Source organism: Chryseobacterium indologenes (assembly GCA_016025055.1).
Classification (GTDB): domain Bacteria; phylum Bacteroidota; class Bacteroidia; order Flavobacteriales; family Weeksellaceae; genus Chryseobacterium; species Chryseobacterium indologenes.
This window is the reverse complement of the sequence record CP065590.1, coordinates 3,941,027-3,956,437: the sequence shown is the minus strand read 5'-3', so window position 1 is coordinate 3,956,437 and position 15,411 is coordinate 3,941,027. Positions and strand designations below refer to the sequence as shown.

Genomic DNA, 15,411 nt, shown 5'->3' with positions numbered 1-15,411 from the left:
TTGCTAACCTGTTTATTTTCAAACAACAATCAAAAGCAGGAACAGCCTCTCTCATCCTTTGGAACAGTTTTTGAAATATTTGCGTCAATACAGGGGAAACGATTGATTTGATCCCTTAGAGTCAAAAGTATATAAAAGATTATTAGTAAAATGAAAAATATTATTTCAAAAGTTATATTAGGAAGTTTCGTTGTAGGTGCGGTAAGTATGGCAAGTGCCCAGAAAATTGATGCAAAGGCTAAAAAAATATTAGATGATATTACAGCCAACTATAAATCTAAAAAGAATTCTTACTTCAAATTTTCTTTTGGAAGCGGTCTGAACGAGCAGGTAACCAAAACTGAACCCGGTATTTATTATTCTGCCGGAGATAAGTATAAATTAAAGATCATGGATACCGAACAGATCTTTGACGGAAATAAAATCTATAACATCAACGCCGATGATATGGAAGTAACGATAGCAAAGCCTAACGGAAGCAGTGCCCTCTTCTCCCCTATCAATTACCTGAGCACTTATAGAAACGACTATAATGTAACGTATAATGGTAAGAAAACAGTAAACGGTGTGAATGCAGATTTCATTAAGCTTACTCCGGTAAAGTCAAACGGAATAAAATATGTCTATCTTTTTGTAGATTCCGCCAAAAAGCAAATGGTAAAGCTTGAGCAGCACGGAAGCAATAAAGATGTTGCAGTAATCGCTATCAAAGAATACAAGGAAAATCAGGAACTGGATCCTAATATGTTTGTGTTTGACAAGAATAAGTTTAAAAACTACGTCATTACGGAACTTTAAAAACCTGATAGCGAATCCACAACGGGTAAATTTGCTTTTAACGTTAAAAAAATAACAAAATATAAGAAGCCACAAGTAAACTTTGTGGCTTTTTGATTAATTTTGGCGCATGTTAAAAATACTAGACCGATATATCATAAAAACCTTCTTTGGACCGTTTTTCTTTATATTCAGCGTATTGTTTTTCATTTTTATTGTAAACATTATCTGGGTTCAACTGGGACAATTTATGGGAAAGGGATTAAGCTACTGGCAAATCCTTAAACTTCTTTTTACCTTGGGGTAAATGTTATCAGTATGGTTCTCCCGCTTACGATTCTTTTGGCGAGTATTATGTCATTCGGAGAGTTCGGGGAACGCTATGAGCTTGCCGCAATGAAAGCTGCAGGAATTCCTCTGACCAGGGTAATGACTCCTTTATTGGGTATTGCTACCATATTGGCAATTATGCTCTTCTTTTTCTCCAACAATATTATTCCTGATTTTCAGAAAAAGGCAAAGAACATGCTGTTCAATATTGCCCAAACAAAGCCTGCAATCAATTTTACTCCGGGGCAATTTATCGACCAGATTCCAGGATATATGGTAAAGTTTGATAAAATATATGGTGAAAACGGGGAAAATATAGAAGGTGTTTTTGTCCATAAAAAAGCAAGTTCTTACGAAAACCAGCAATCCGTGGTTGCAGAAAAAGGAAAGTTTGTTCCTGCTACAAACAAAAATTTCCTGAAACTGGTTTTGTATAACGGCTATATCTTTGAGGATAATTTTGCGGGAAGAGGTGATCTGGTGAAACAAAAACAACCCGATCAGTCTATCAAATTCGACACGTTGGTTTCTCACTTCAACATTAGTGAGATCATCAATAAAGCTATCGAAGAGGAGAAAATTACGGATGATTACCGCTTTCAGACTTATAATCAGCTGAATCAAACGATCGCTACCAGCAAAAAGGAAAATGAACAGTTTTTTACCAACATCGGAAATGATGTTTTAAGCCAGACCAATTCAGTTATCAGCTATATGGATAAGGGCAATAAAGCTAAGGTCGCTGCCAAAGCCCAGATAAAACTGGATACTGTAAAAGGAACTAAAAAACTGGATATCATCTATAATTCCTACAACAGACTCGACAACCTGAAAACATCACTGGAATCAAGAAAGAATGAATTCAGCACCAACGTAAAATACTTTAGTAAAATTGTTATTTATCAACAGAGAATTGTGTCGTATTCTGTAACCTGTATCATCTTTTTCCTGATCGGGGCCAGCTTAGGATCTATCATCAGAAAGGGAGGTATGGGCCTTCCTGTGATTATAGCTATTGTGATCTTCATCGTATTTTATGTATTGAATGTAGGAGTGGAAAACATGTCATGGAGTGGAAAAATGAATCCATATCTGGCGGCGTGGCTTCCTAACCTGATTCTTCTCCCTTTTGGAGTTTGGATGACCTACAAGGCATTGACCGATTCTCAATTATTTGATGCTGAAAAATATAAGGCATTCTTTAAACCGATTGTTAAATTGTTTGTAAAAAATAAAGAGCATCAGAGATATCAATAGTACATGAACGATTAACTTAAAATAATAAAGAAGTCCGGAAAATTCCGGACTTCTTTTGGTTTATATTTAAAAATTATCTTCTATTATGATTTTAAATATAAAAAATTATCTTTGCGTACATTAAAAAAATAACCATGAAGAAATTACTACTGATGGGCCTCTTTAGCTTTCTTTCCGTGAATATGTACGCGCAGGAGGAGACAGATACTTACAATGGCCAGAAATATGGATATATAATTGATCAATCCGGAAAAAAGATTGAAGGGGTTGTACGCCTTAACGGAAGTTCTGTAAGCCCGTGGCAAAATCAGCTGAAAGTAAAATTTGCTGCTGTTGCCGATATTGATAAGGTAAAAAACCGGATCAAGTATAAGACGTACGACGCTGATGAGATCAAAGAGTACATGATCTACGAAGGTGACAATCCCAGAATTTTCAAAGCTGTAAAATATTCGAATACCAGAGAAGCCCTTATAGGATCTGAAAGCTCCACAGGAATAGGTGCAGGGTTTAAAGCCCTTAACAACCTTTCGAGGACGTCTCAATTTGCAGAGCTCGTGATGGATGGTAAAATCACGGTGTATAAATTGTATGGCTACCCGACATCAGTCACTGCCAATACAGCATATGCAATCTCACAGGCAGAGGCCGACCGGTTAATTAATAATCCCAATTATATTTATTCCAAAAAAGGAGGAAAAGCAGAAGAGCTTACCCCTTCAAAAGCAAAAATTATTATTGCAGATTGTCCTTATGCAAAAGGTAAAATGGCAAAAGGCGAATACGGATCTCTGAAGAATGAAGAAAAAAAGAGAACGGGACTTGGAAAGTTTATCCGGGATGAAATAAGTAACACAATGACTGATAAGCTATCATTGGTGAATGAAGTGATCTATGATTATAATGAAAATTGTAAATAAAATCCAGTCATACGAACACCTATTAAAAAGCCTTATATTTTAGGTAATCATAAAAAAGAGATTCAATGGTGAATCTCTTTTTTATTTTTAATCTTAAGCCTAAAACTTATAAACAAAGGCGTTGATATTCATTCCAGCGCCTACCGAAGCAAACAGGACCACATCATCCTTTTTGATTTTATGATGTTCCATTTCATCCTGTAAAATCATCGTCAGCAAAGACGGAATGGTTGCCACGCTGCTATTACCCAGTTTATGGATCACCATAGGCATAATGTTTTCAGGAACTTTCATTCCATACAGTTGGTAAAATCTGTCAACGATAGCTTCATCCATTTTTTCATTAGCCTGATGGATAATGATCTTATTTAATTGATCAATAGAATAGCCACTGCTGTCAAAACATTTTTTCATAGCATCAGGAACATTGGAAAGGGCAAATTCATATATTTTCCTTCCATCCATCTTAATATACCTTGTATCAGGACATTTCTCATTATTATATGATTTTCCGAAATACAGATAATCCTTCTCAGCAAATGTATAGGAAGCTGACAGATGAGACTTTATGCCTGATTCATCATCAGGGTTAGCATCCAAAATCGCCGCACCGGCTCCGTCAGCATAGATCATGCTGTCTCTGTCATGAATATCCACAACACGCGAAAGCGTTTCTGCTCCAATAACGAGACAGCGCTTTGCAATTCCCGCTTTAATAAATGCATTGGCCTGTATTACCCCTTCAATCCAACCCGGACATCCGAACAAAACGTCATAGGCAACGCAAAAATTATTTCTGATTCCCAGTAAATGTTTCACTCGTGCTGCAAGGCTTGGAACCATATCTGATTGAACAGTTCCGAAACGGACATCACCAAAATTATGGGCAAATATTATATAGTCTAATGTTTCGGGATCAATCTTTGCATTTTCGATGGCTTCACGGGCAGCAATAAATCCTAAATCTGAAGTAACCTGAGTATTGTTAGCATATCTTCTCTCTTCAATACCGGTGATCTTTTTTAATTTCTCTGTTATAGACGCATTGTTTTCTTTTAATAATATTCCTCTTTCATTTAGAAAAATATGTTTATCAAAAAACAGGTTTGTGATCGTTTCAGATGGAATGTAGTTCCCCACACCAATAATTTTTGTCATCCTTTAATGTTTAACTTCCTGTTTTAATAAGGTTTTGCAGGAATAATTTTATAAATATAATGAATTAACGTCAATACTTGTCAATATATTATAATCGTTCGGGCCATTATGCGAAAAAATAAAATGATTCACATAACAACTTTCGTTTTGCCTAAAGATGGGAATAAAAAAGAGGCTTCCTTTTGGGAAACCTCTCGTGATATATTTTCAAAAAACTGAAAAATTATACCTTCATAATTTCAGCTTCTTTTGTCTTAAGATGCTCATCGCAAAGCTTTACATATTTATCGGTATATGTCTGAATTTCTTCTTCCACACCTTTTACAACATCTTCAGAAACTCCGTCTAGCTTTTTAAGCTCTTTCAAACCGTCCTGTCTCGCGTTTCTTACTGTTACTTTTGTTTGCTCTGCCTCTACTTTAGCCTGTTTCGCCAATTCTCTTCTTCGGTCTTCTGTTAAAGGCGGAACATTAAGAATGATATTTTCCCCGTTATTAGAAGGCGCAAAGCCTAAATTTGAATTGATGATTGCTTTTTCAATTGCATTGATTGCTGTTCTGTCCCAAGGTTGAATAGAAATAGTCATTGCATCTGGAATAGAAACGTTCGCAACCTGGTTAAGAGGAGTCATAGCTCCATAATATTCCACCATTACATCCTGAACCATAGAGGTAGAAGCACGTCCCGCTCTAATTCTTTGAAATGCATGATCCAGGTGCTTTACAGCTGCGTCCATGTCCTGCTTTACAGATTCTAATATAAGATCTAATTCTTCCATTATTATTTGATAGTTTGATAAATTACACATTTTAATACATACTGACAATCAAATAGCTAACTATTCAAAACCTTTGTTTTTTAAGTCCTTTCCACTATTTTTACTATTCAGTGGTGCAAAAATAATAATTGTTTTCGATATTTCAGTACATCGGCTTTCCCAATTTTTAACTTCTCACTCATTTATACTCTACAGGAACCCGGAAAGGTTGCCCACGGCTTATTATCGGTTGTTATGTGTCTTTTCCTTTTCATTTCTTATCAGAGAGCAGTAAATATAAATAAAAAACCTCCCGAAGGAGGAAAGTGATAAATGAAATATATAAAAGTGATGTGGTGTTAAATAAAGTTTCTCTTAAAAACCTGCATTAACATTAGCAATGCATATGCCAACAAGGTCACTGTTTAAGGAAATCACTCTTTTTGTGGTACGTATTTATAAAATAAAAATTTCTTCAAAAAAATAATACCACATCAACCATTTAGCCCCTACTGTGGCATATTGCTTGATAATGCATAAAAAACATTTTAAAACTAGCAATGGAACCAATTCACGAAGAATTATACGATAATGAAGTTACTGTAACACTTGCGCTTTTAAATAGAGATTTACAAGAAATGATGAATCATTGCGCATTATATAAGTGGAAATATGAAATGATTAATTCTTACAACCTGCAGGTTCGCATCCCAAAAGACTCAGTTCATTTGTTATTTTATTTAGGGCATAAAATTCTGTCCGGGTTGAGTCTGGCAGCCGATCCCGACAATGCTAATTTACAGTTACAAATATAGGGGGATCCAGTTTATTAAAAATTATATGCCCACACTGAATAAGAGTAAATGAAAGAATAGCAGTAAAAATCGGTAGTGGTGTATTGTATAATTTCGTTTAATGAAACAGTTTATTCTACATATTGATAATCACGTAGCCATTGTAAGGTTGCGGCAAAAAAATTAGGCAATGCTTGAAAAGCATTGCCTAATTTATATAATTAAAAGAATGACATTCTGAAGACAGTACCGATGTACTATTCCAGATCTCATCATCTATTATTTACAAATCAACTAAAGTACCTACATTCTCCCCATCTACAATTCTTTCAAGATTGCCATCTTTATTCATATCGAATACAATGATAGGCAATTTATTTTCATGGCTCAGGGTGAAGGCAGTCATATCCATTACTTTAAGGTTTTTGGCATATACTTCATCAAAAGATAATGAATTGTATTTTACAGCATCTGCATTCTTTTCAGGATCGCTGTCGTAGATTCCGTCTACTCTTGTCCCTTTAAGGATCACATCTGCTCCAATTTCAATAGCTCTTAAAGTGGCAGCTGTATCGGTTGTAAAATAAGGGTTTCCTGTTCCTGCCCCGAAGATCACGACTCTCCCTTTTTCAAGGTGTCTTACTGCTCTTCTTTTGATGAAAGGTTCAGCAACTTTATCCATTTCGATTGCCGACTGAAGTCTGGTTTTGATACCTGCATCTTCCAATGCTCCCTGCAATGCCATTCCGTTGATCACGGTAGCCAGCATTCCCATATAATCTCCCTGTACTCTATCCATTCCTTTTGCAGCACCTGCTACGCCACGGAAAATATTTCCACCTCCGATAACGATAGCAACTTCACAGCCCTTTTCAACTACTTTTTTGATCTCTGCAGCATATTCCTGCAGTCTTTCGTTGTCAATACCGTATTGTCTGTTCCCCATTAAGGCCTCACCGCTCAGTTTCAAAAGGATTCTTTTATATTTCATCTTTTATTTTTAGTAACTTTTTATTAGGATGGGTTTCCCCAGAATTTGATTTTGCAAATATAATCATTAAAGATATTGATAGAAGAAAAATATTTAATTAGAAATAATGTCAGAAATATTTTGAAAAGTACGAAAAAGGATTATTTTTGCATTAATTATAAACTGAATTGAAGAAAATTATCATTTTTTCATTATTTCTATCTGGAATTGTTTCTTATGCGCAAACAGGAACAAATGTTTATCCGTTCTTAAATGTACCTGTTTCTGCAAGACAAGCAGCCCTTGGAGGAGATGCGATTTCTGTAAGAGATTCTGATGTTTCCTTTGCTATTGCAAACCCGTCCCTTTTAAACAAAGACTCTGATAAACAGCTTTCTGTAAACGCCACGGCATACCTTGCTGATTCAAAATACGGTACCATTGCCTATGCCAAAGACTTTGAAAATGGTCACATGGCTACCATCAATGCCCGTTATATGAGTTACGGAAGTATTCCGAGAACAGATGAAAGCGGATTTCAGAATGGAGACTTCAAAGCTTCAGATGTTGCCATCGGTGCAGGATATGCCTACCAGTTTGAAGAAGACTGGACGATCGGTGGGGGTCTTAATTTTGTGACTTCAAAAATTGATAATTATACTTCTTCTGCCATCTCAGGAACTGCAGGGGTTACCTATCACAACAAAAAAAACAAAGAAGTTCTTTCCCTTGTTCTGAGAAATTTCGGATTCCAGTTAAAATCATTCAATGGAGTGCGCGAAAATCTTCCATTCAGAATTGATCTTGGATATACCAAAACTTTAAAAAATTTCCCTTTAGCTATTACTGTTACAGCCCATGATCTCCAGAAGTTCGACATTTCTTCCGAATATAATGTTGAAGGTCAGAAAGTGAATGCCGGCAGAAAGATTGCCGACCACTTCTCTTTAGGGGCAGAGTTATTCCCGGAAAAAAGCTTCAATATCAGACTCGGATACAATGTAAAAAGAGGAAATGAGCTTGCTGTGGCGGATCAGAGAAACTTTTCAGGGCTTTCGGCAGGATTTGGAATTAAAGTTTCGAGGTTCCGGATCGATTATGCTCATGTGAGATATCACAACTCATCCAATGTCAATCAGATAGGAGTTTCCATGGACCTTTCAAGCCATGCTGGAGAATAATTTATCTCTCTGAAAATCTTAGAATAAGTAATAAATTTCTTGCCTTCTCTTGATTTTTTAAAAAAAATCTTGAAATTTGCAGTATGAAAAAACCAGTAATTGCTATCGATGGGTACTCGTCTACCGGAAAAAGTTCTATCTCCAAAATCATTGCCGATAAGCTGGGACTTATTCATATGGACACGGGAGCACTTTACAGAGGAGTTACCTGGTATGCATTGCAACACTGCCTGAATGACAATGGTCAGATCGATCTTGACCAACTATTTTCTTCTTTCAGCAACATCAATCTTGAGTTTAAAAACAGTGAAGGAACACTCGTTCTTTATCTTAACAACGAAGATATTTCTAAGGAAATCCGTACCAATCTGGTATCCGAAAATGTAAGCCTTGTCGCCAAACAAAAAGAAGTCAGAGGTTTTTTATTACAATCTCAGCGTTCTTTGGCAGAAAAAGGAGGTGTCATTATGGATGGACGTGACATAGGGACAGTAGTTCTGCCAAATGCGGACTATAAATTTTTCCTTACTGCCAGTATTGATGAAAGAACAAACAGAAGGTTTCTTGAACTTAAAAGCCTGGGGATTGAGGCTGTCAGAGAGCAGGTGAAACAAAACCTTATCGACAGGGATAAGATAGACAGTGAGCGTGAAATCGCCCCTTTAAAGCAGGCAGAGGACGCTATAGTTGTTGATAATTCTGAATTGACAAAGGAAGAAACTATAGAACTTATTCTATCCCACATTCAAAAGATTTAACAATTTTTAATAGGCATAAAGCCTCCTTTGGTATACAAATTGTAAGTTTTATTACTGAAAAAACTAATCTATTATTAATTTTAAAAAACTTAAAATGTCTAGAAAAGGAAAAAATACAGCAGGTATATTGGCAGGACTTCTTGCAGGTGCTGCAGCAGGTGTAATCTTAGGAATTTTATATGCACCTGAAGAAGGAAAAGAAACCAGAAAAAAAATCAAAAATAAAACAAACGATTTAAAAGATCAGGCTAAAAATAAGTATGGAGAGGTTTCTGAAAAGGTAAAAGACCAGTATGGCAATATTTCTTCTACTTTCAAAGAAACAGCGAATAACGTAGCACATACTGTGAAAGACGGATACGACAAGTACAAAGATCAGATTGTTTCTAAAACAGCTGATGTAGTAAAGGATGTAGAGGCTGAACTTAACGATCTAAAAAAATAAGTAATTTATCTTCTTTAAGTAAATTACAAGAAGGAACTTTTGCATAAAAGTTCCTTTTTTTGTAACTTTAAAAAAAAACAATGATAGAAACTATTAAAGAATACGCCTCGAAGAGAATAGATCTTCTGAAAATTGAAGCTACTGAAAAATCTTCTCTTTCGGCAGGGCTCATTACCTACTTTGTAGTACTGCTTGTTGCTTTTGCTTTTTTTATTATCCTTTTCAATTTTGGAGTCGCTTTCCTTATCGGTAAGGCGTTGGATAATTATTCCTACGGATTCTTAATTGTTGCTGCATTTTATGCGTTGGTAATGGCTTTCGTTATTGCTTTCAAAAATAAAATCGTCAATACTGTTGCAGATCAGGTTATTAAATTTTTAAATCATTAAGCTATGGGCAGAAAATATGAAAGCATTGAAGAATTAAGAAGAAAGAAAAAACTGCTTCAGGGTGAAATAAGTGATCTGGAGAATCTTCTTACTTTTAAAAATACCAAAGAGAGTCTGAGTGCTTTTACCAATGGTTTAAGTGATCAGTATCTTCAGGAAAAAGTGGATGAAGACGGTGATGAAAAAGTAGTTTTAAGAAAAGATGTCATTGCAAAACAGCTTACCTCGGAAGTAAAAGATCTGCTGATCAGTAAAAATACAGCAGTAGGAATTGCCAGCTCTGCCTTCAAAGGAGGAAATATCACAGACAGCCTGGTTAAACTCGGTGTTACTGCCCTGGTAGGAAACTACGCCAAAAAGAATATGAAAAGCTCTAACTGGAAGAAAAAACTGATAGGGGTAGCTTTAATATACCTCGCTCCTATTGCCTTGAAATATGTCCGTAAGAAAATGGAAGTGTATCAGAAAAATAAAAGTGTATCCAGTATGGAACAATTGATATAACAATTTATATAGATGTCAGACATCAGATTCCGGATGTATCGGTTGAGTAATTAATTTTTCCCCAACCTGTTAAAAGTCTGAAATCTGATATCTGAAATCTGAAGTTTATTTTGAAAATAACTGTCCTAAAATAATTCCCGCAGCCATCGAAACATTTAAACTTTCTGTAGACTGCGATTTTCCAAATCTCGGAATGCTGATACTTTTCTGAAGAAGCGTCTCCGTCTCCGGCCTCATACCATTACCTTCATTTCCTAAAATCAGGTTGATCTTCTCAGGTTTTTCAAAAGTGTAGATATTTTCCCCTTCCATATCGGTTCCGATATTTACATTCTGAGTTGTTGAAAGATACTCTACAAGGTCTGTATAGACCACATTTACCCGGGTAAAAGATCCCATGGTAGCCTGAATTACCTTCGGATTGTAAAAATCCACAGTGTCTTCACTGCAGATGATCTGTTCTATCCCAAACCAATCTGCCAACCGGATAATAGTTCCTAAATTTCCGGGGTCCTGAATACCATCCAGAACCAACTGAATATTTTTATCCTCCAATCTTTCATCATCAGCCAGATGACATACTGCAACAGAATCTTTTGGGGTTTTTAAAAAACTGATTTTTTTCAACTCATTTTCAGAGATATGAGTGATGGGAATGTCTGTACGGTCCAATTTTTGCGGATCGGTTGAGAATATTTCTTTAACTTTAAAATTGGAATTAGAAAGTTCACAAATGATTTTATTACCTTCAACCAAAAACAAATTGTATTTTTGTCTGAACTTCTTTTTATCTAAAGATTGTAAAACTTTTATTGTATGAGCTGTAAGCATTTTAAGAATTCTCCTCAAAAATATTATAAAATTATCTCATTTGCAACATTTGTTGGTCTCCTTTATGCTTGTAGTACAACAAAAAAAGTTCCGAACGGTGAATATCTCCTTACCAGGAACAATTTCGACTTCGAAGACAAAAGAGAATTTTTTGATGATGAACTAAAAGATTACGTACAACAGAAGCCTAATAAAAAGCAGCTTCTCTTCATGCCCTTAGGATTGCTTTTCTACAATATGGCCAATCCTAAATATGATACGGTCCTTAATGAGTATATGACGTATCCCGGGGAAATGAGAAATCAGAAACTGAGAGATTCTCTGTTCCTTAAATACAACATGAAAAGCAGTGTAGGAAAAAGCCTTCTTTTTGACCGTTTATTACACAATTGGGGTACTCCGCCTGTTATTCTTGATCAGGGGCGAACAGAAAAAAGTGCGGAATCTATCAAAAAAGACTCGTCTACAGAGGGTTTTGGGATGGTGATGTTAAATTTAACAATAAACTGGACTCCGCTTCTAAAAAGGCAACAGTAGATTATATCATCAGACACAACGATCCTACTTATATCAAAGATTATTATTTTAATATTCCTGATCAGGGAATAAAACAAATTTATAATGATCATATTGATAAAACCCTTGTAAGAGCCGGACAAATCCTTGACCAAACAGCTCTTGAAAAGGAAGTGACCCGAATTACAGACCTGATGAGGGAATCAGGGTATTACAGGTTCAACAGTTCCAATGACGAAATATATTTCGTCGCCGATTCGCTGAAAAGTAAAAAACAGGTTCCGGTTACCCTGGAAATTCATAAAGACTCACTGGACCGCCCTTATAAAAAAGCTACTTTCGGAAATATCGACGTTGCGATTGTAGATGAAGCAAGCGATTACCCCAAAAATACTGTTAAAGACAGTTTGAGAAGAATACGATTCCATAAAATGAATGATAAGTATAAATCATCATCACTATGGAGAGCTATCATTGTAGATAATAAACAGCTTTTTGATCAGCAGAAACTGGATGTGACGAAGAGGAATCTTATGACCATGAACAATTTCAGCATCGTAAAAGCAAGAGACTCCTTGAGACAGGGAGGAATGACCACGCCTAACGACAGTATTGTAGATGTTTTATATGTATTAAAACCACTTCCGAAGTATGAACTTAAAGTAGGAACGGATCTTAATTATTCCCAGATTCTGAATCTTGGAATCTCTCCTTCTGTAGATCTTACGACCCGTAATGTTTTCAGAGGTGCGGAAAACCTTTCCACCAGTCTTTCCGGGACATTCGGTTCTATCAGGAGTACAGGTGATATTGATAAAAGAACGCTGGCATATGAACTATCTGCCCAGGCATCCTTAAACTTCCCGCGGCTGTTGCTGCCTTTTAATTATTATAAATTTATCCCTAAAAGATATACACCCACTTCATCCATTTTGCTGGGAGCTTCAATACAAAATAACATCGGTCTCGGAAGATTAAACTTTAATACAGGATTGAACTACCAGGCGAATGTAAATGAACAGGTTTACCATAAGCTGACCTTATTCAATACACAGATCAGTTTGACGAAGAATAAGAATGCGTACTATGACTATTTCAGGAACGACATGTTGGTAAGAGATGAAGCGTTTAACAGTTATTTTGCTTATGATCCCGCAGCCAAAACAGCTTATGAATCTGGGGCGGTGTCGATGGATCAGTTATCCGAGCGAATCATTACCGATGACACGTATCGTGCCACTCTTGGTCAGCAGGGGCTTGACCTTTTGTCAACTTTCAGAGGGAGTCTTATTAACAAAGAAAGGCAAACTCAGGATGTGCTTATTTCATCCATGATCTACAACTTTGTATACAATGAGATTGGTAAAAAAGAATATCCCAATGCCTTTTACTTCAATGGAAAAGTTGAGCTGGCAGGTAATATCCTAAGCCTTTTCAATAAAAGAAGTAATGACGGCGGAGTTGTTATGGGTCCTCAAAAAACAATCTTCGGAATCCCTTATGCACAATATGTAAAATTTGATATTGATACCAGAAAATATTTCAAATTCAATGGTAACCAGACATTGGTTCTGCGACAGTTTGTCGGTGTAGGTATTCCTTATGGGAATTCTGATGATATGCCTATTATCAAATCCTATTTCAATGGTGGATCAAACGATATCAGAGCCTGGGTTGCCTTTGGGGGATTAGGTCCTGCAGATTCTCAGGTGGACGAAAGAGTGCGTACTTATATGACCAACGATATTAAGCTCACCACCAATATTGAATACAGAATTCCTTTTACCAGTATGTATGAAGGGGCGTTGTTTACCGATATCGGAAATACATGGAGTCTTCGTGATCACAATGATGCACATAACGATGTCTTTAAATTCAATAAATTCCTGGGACAAATGGGTATCGGAAGTGGATTTGGATTAAGGGTAAACGTAGCTTATATTACGTTAAGATTAGATTTTGCCTATAAAATCTATGATCCTAACAAAGCTGAAGGAGATCGTTGGAGAATCAAAAACATTCAGCCTTTCAAACCAACACTTAATATTGCCTTCGGGTATCCTTTCTAATCCGGAGAAACACCCAGAATAAAATATACTACAGCAATCACACGGGCGAGGATTTCCCTCGCCTGATTTCTGTAAAAGCTTTCAGGTTTATTGACATCCTGAGCATCAAACCCCAAAGCATTCATATCATTATTTCTTGCAAAAAATAAGGCACGCAGATTATGGTATCCCTGTGATACAATGATTACATTTTTCTTTTTGTAGACATCTTTACAACGAAGAATACTCTTGTACGTATTAAAGCCTTTCGGATCTTCTATGATAATATCTCCGGGAACGCCTTCCTGATAAACCAGATAATTTTTCATGGCAGCCGGTTCATTATAGCCTTTGCTTTTCTCTCCGCTTACAATAATTTTTTTAATTTTTCCATGGTGATAAAGAAGAGCTGCCGCATCCATCCTTTTGGTAAAATAAGGATTTGATAATCCTGATCTCATCTTAGGAGAAGTTCCTAAAACAAGGGCAATCTCTCTGGGAGGAATTTTAGATATTTTGGTGTAGGTACGACCATTCGTAAGCCCGAAAACCCAGACATTACAGAAACATATCATCAGAATTCCCAACTCTAATGACACTAAACCTAAATTGAATATGTTCCTAATAATTCTCAACTAAGATCAAAGTTAAGCTTTATTTTTTTACTTTTCACAATAGACATGCAAGCCAGTATATGCCCCTGCGCTTCCTCTTTTTCCGTAAGATATTCATTCTCCAACAGTTCCACTTCTCCTTCTTCCAGAGAACATTCACAACTGCCGCAAATTCCGGATTTACATGAATAAGGCACAGGAAATTTTTGAATTAAAAGCTGTTGCAGAATCCGATCCTTATTATCAGGGAGATGTGTATTGTATTCTTTCCCCAGCATAGTAAACTTCACCTCAATATCTTCAATAAGCGGAAATTCTTTCTCAACAGGATAAATATCATCATTATATTCTTCAAAAAGTTCAAAATGAATATTTTTTTAGGAATTCCGTGATGGTAACAAGCGTTGGCTAAGGTCTTAATCATTTCTCCTTTTCCGCATATCAGTACTTCATCAACGGCATCCCAGATGGTAGATTCTTCATCAGTATCATCCAGATGAAGAATCTGGTTAATGATTAAGTTTAATTTCTTTTCGTCTAATCTACCATAGAAAAACTGATCAGCTGTTTTTTCTTGTGAGAAAAAATAAAAAATCTGAAGCCTGTCACCATTTGTCCGTGCCAGATTGTCCAGTTGATCACGATATATCAGCTCATCGGAACTCTTGTTTCCAAAAAATAAAAACAATCTTGTGCGTGGTTCGTTATGAAGGATGTTTTTAAAATGACTTAATATGGGGGTAATTCCAATGCCTGCCGCAAAAGCAACGATCGTTCTAAACTCACTTGGTTTAGAGACTATGGTAAATCTGCCTGCGGGTTCGCTTATCAGCAATTCGTCTCCCACCTGGTAATTCCTGAATAGCTGCGAAGTAGCTCCATCAATAGAATTTACCTTTATTCCAAGATCTATTTTCCCCTCGTAGGGTGCCGAAGTCATTGAATAGTCATTAATAACCTCTTTACCATGAGATTGAAATTTCACACTCACGAACTGCCCTGCTTCAAACTTAAAATTTTCTTTTAAATTCTCAGGAATTTCGAACTCCAGAGAAAAAGTATTTTTGGTCAGCTCTTCCTTTTTCGCTATTTTTAACGGATGAAACTGTATAAGTTTCCCTTTGTAGATTTGTTGTTCCATAACTTCAATTCAAAAATAGAT

The 15,411-nt window shown here is 36.2% G+C and carries 13 protein-coding genes and 3 pseudogenes; 10 read left to right on the top strand and 6 right to left on the bottom strand.

The window, feature by feature from the left end; translation table 11 throughout:
* Positions 1-150: 150 nt before the first annotated feature.
* The 3 genes and pseudogenes from H3Z85_18205 (at position 151) to H3Z85_18195 (ending at position 3,284) form a co-directional block, all read left to right on the top strand.
* Positions 151-798, top strand: coding sequence for an outer membrane lipoprotein carrier protein LolA (locus tag H3Z85_18205; GenBank protein QPQ51233.1), 648 nt, complete (start codon positions 151-153; stop codon positions 796-798).
* 109 nt (positions 799-907) lie between these two features.
* Positions 908-2,364 (top strand): annotated as a pseudogene (locus H3Z85_18200) (LptF/LptG family permease).
* Between the two features lie 134 nt (positions 2,365-2,498).
* Complete coding sequence (locus tag H3Z85_18195) at positions 2,499-3,284, top strand: hypothetical protein (protein QPQ51232.1); 786 nt, start codon at positions 2,499-2,501, stop codon at positions 3,282-3,284.
* A gap of 99 nt (positions 3,285-3,383) precedes the next feature.
* Here the strand turns inward: H3Z85_18195 and H3Z85_18190 are convergent, their stop codons facing one another.
* Both H3Z85_18190 and frr read right to left on the bottom strand, forming a co-directional pair.
* Positions 3,384-4,442, bottom strand: a complete 1,059-nt coding sequence (locus H3Z85_18190; GenBank protein ID QPQ51231.1) for a ketoacyl-ACP synthase III — start codon at positions 4,440-4,442, stop codon at positions 3,384-3,386.
* A 223-nt stretch (positions 4,443-4,665) separates the two neighbouring features.
* Positions 4,666-5,220: a ribosome recycling factor gene (gene frr, locus H3Z85_18185; protein QPQ51230.1), complete on the bottom strand. Its 555-nt coding sequence runs from the start codon at positions 5,218-5,220 to the stop codon at positions 4,666-4,668.
* 539 nt (positions 5,221-5,759) lie between these two features.
* On the opposite strand from frr, the gene H3Z85_18180 reads away from it, so the two are divergent.
* A complete protein-coding gene (locus H3Z85_18180; protein QPQ51229.1) occupies positions 5,760-6,014 on the top strand; it encodes a hypothetical protein in 255 nt (84 codons plus the stop codon).
* A 262-nt stretch (positions 6,015-6,276) separates the two neighbouring features.
* On the opposite strand, the gene H3Z85_18175 is transcribed toward H3Z85_18180, so the two are convergent.
* Positions 6,277-6,984 (bottom strand): UMP kinase, encoded by a 708-nt coding sequence (locus tag H3Z85_18175; GenBank protein ID QPQ51228.1) that lies wholly within the window; start codon positions 6,982-6,984, stop codon positions 6,277-6,279.
* 167 nt (positions 6,985-7,151) lie between these two features.
* Here H3Z85_18175 and porQ point away from each other — a divergent pair, with 167 nt between their 5' ends.
* From porQ to H3Z85_18150, 5 genes are all read left to right on the top strand, one after another.
* A complete protein-coding gene (gene porQ, locus H3Z85_18170) occupies positions 7,152-8,144 on the top strand; it encodes a type IX secretion system protein PorQ (GenBank protein QPQ51227.1) in 993 nt (330 codons plus the stop codon).
* 83 nt (positions 8,145-8,227) lie between these two features.
* A complete protein-coding gene (locus tag H3Z85_18165) occupies positions 8,228-8,902 on the top strand; it encodes a (d)CMP kinase (protein ID QPQ51226.1) in 675 nt (224 codons plus the stop codon).
* A gap of 94 nt (positions 8,903-8,996) precedes the next feature.
* Positions 8,997-9,347 carry a YtxH domain-containing protein gene (locus H3Z85_18160; GenBank protein ID QPQ51225.1) on the top strand — a complete coding sequence of 117 codons (351 nt, stop codon included), beginning with the start codon at positions 8,997-8,999 and terminating at the stop codon, positions 9,345-9,347.
* An 80-nt stretch (positions 9,348-9,427) separates the two neighbouring features.
* Positions 9,428-9,736: a phage holin family protein gene (locus tag H3Z85_18155; GenBank protein ID QPQ51224.1), complete on the top strand. Its 309-nt coding sequence runs from the start codon at positions 9,428-9,430 to the stop codon at positions 9,734-9,736.
* Positions 9,737-9,739: 3 nt separating this feature from the next.
* Positions 9,740-10,240, top strand: coding sequence for a phosphoribosyl-ATP pyrophosphatase (locus H3Z85_18150; GenBank protein QPQ51223.1), 501 nt, complete (start codon positions 9,740-9,742; stop codon positions 10,238-10,240).
* A gap of 105 nt (positions 10,241-10,345) precedes the next feature.
* On the opposite strand, the gene H3Z85_18145 is transcribed toward H3Z85_18150, so the two are convergent.
* Complete coding sequence (locus H3Z85_18145) at positions 10,346-11,071, bottom strand: RNA methyltransferase (GenBank protein ID QPQ51222.1); 726 nt, start codon at positions 11,069-11,071, stop codon at positions 10,346-10,348.
* Here H3Z85_18145 and H3Z85_18140 point away from each other — a divergent pair.
* Positions 11,057-13,656 (top strand): annotated as a pseudogene (locus tag H3Z85_18140) (BamA/TamA family outer membrane protein). The gene H3Z85_18145 and the pseudogene H3Z85_18140 sit on opposite strands and share 15 nt — an antisense overlap.
* On the opposite strand, the gene H3Z85_18135 reads toward H3Z85_18140, so the two are convergent.
* Together H3Z85_18135 and H3Z85_18130 are read right to left on the bottom strand one after the other, a co-directional pair.
* A complete protein-coding gene (locus H3Z85_18135) occupies positions 13,653-14,270 on the bottom strand; it encodes a YdcF family protein (protein QPQ51221.1) in 618 nt (205 codons plus the stop codon). The pseudogene H3Z85_18140 and the gene H3Z85_18135 sit on opposite strands and share 4 nt — an antisense overlap.
* A pseudogene (locus tag H3Z85_18130) lies at positions 14,267-15,390 on the bottom strand (ferredoxin--NADP reductase). The gene H3Z85_18135 and the pseudogene H3Z85_18130 overlap by 4 nt, the downstream one beginning before the upstream one ends.
* Positions 15,391-15,411: the final 21 nt, after the last annotated feature.

Bases quoted from the DNA above. Each gene is read 5' to 3' on its own strand.
- H3Z85_18205 (QPQ51233.1), top strand. From the start codon at position 151: ATGAAAAATATTATTTCAAAAGTTATATTAGGAAGTTTCGTTGTAGGT.
- H3Z85_18195 (QPQ51232.1), top strand. From the start codon at position 2,499: ATGAAGAAATTACTACTGATGGGCCTCTTTAGCTTTCTTTCCGTGAAT.
- H3Z85_18190 (QPQ51231.1), bottom strand. From the start codon at position 4,442: ATGACAAAAATTATTGGTGTGGGGAACTACATTCCATCTGAAACGATC.
- frr (QPQ51230.1), bottom strand. From the start codon at position 5,220: ATGGAAGAATTAGATCTTATATTAGAATCTGTAAAGCAGGACATGGAC.
- H3Z85_18180 (QPQ51229.1), top strand. From the start codon at position 5,760: ATGGAACCAATTCACGAAGAATTATACGATAATGAAGTTACTGTAACA.
- H3Z85_18175 (QPQ51228.1), bottom strand. From the start codon at position 6,984: ATGAAATATAAAAGAATCCTTTTGAAACTGAGCGGTGAGGCCTTAATG.
- H3Z85_18165 (QPQ51226.1), top strand. From the start codon at position 8,228: ATGAAAAAACCAGTAATTGCTATCGATGGGTACTCGTCTACCGGAAAA.
- H3Z85_18160 (QPQ51225.1), top strand. From the start codon at position 8,997: ATGTCTAGAAAAGGAAAAAATACAGCAGGTATATTGGCAGGACTTCTT.
- H3Z85_18155 (QPQ51224.1), top strand. From the start codon at position 9,428: ATGATAGAAACTATTAAAGAATACGCCTCGAAGAGAATAGATCTTCTG.
- H3Z85_18150 (QPQ51223.1), top strand. From the start codon at position 9,740: ATGGGCAGAAAATATGAAAGCATTGAAGAATTAAGAAGAAAGAAAAAA.
- H3Z85_18145 (QPQ51222.1), bottom strand. From the start codon at position 11,071: ATGCTTACAGCTCATACAATAAAAGTTTTACAATCTTTAGATAAAAAG.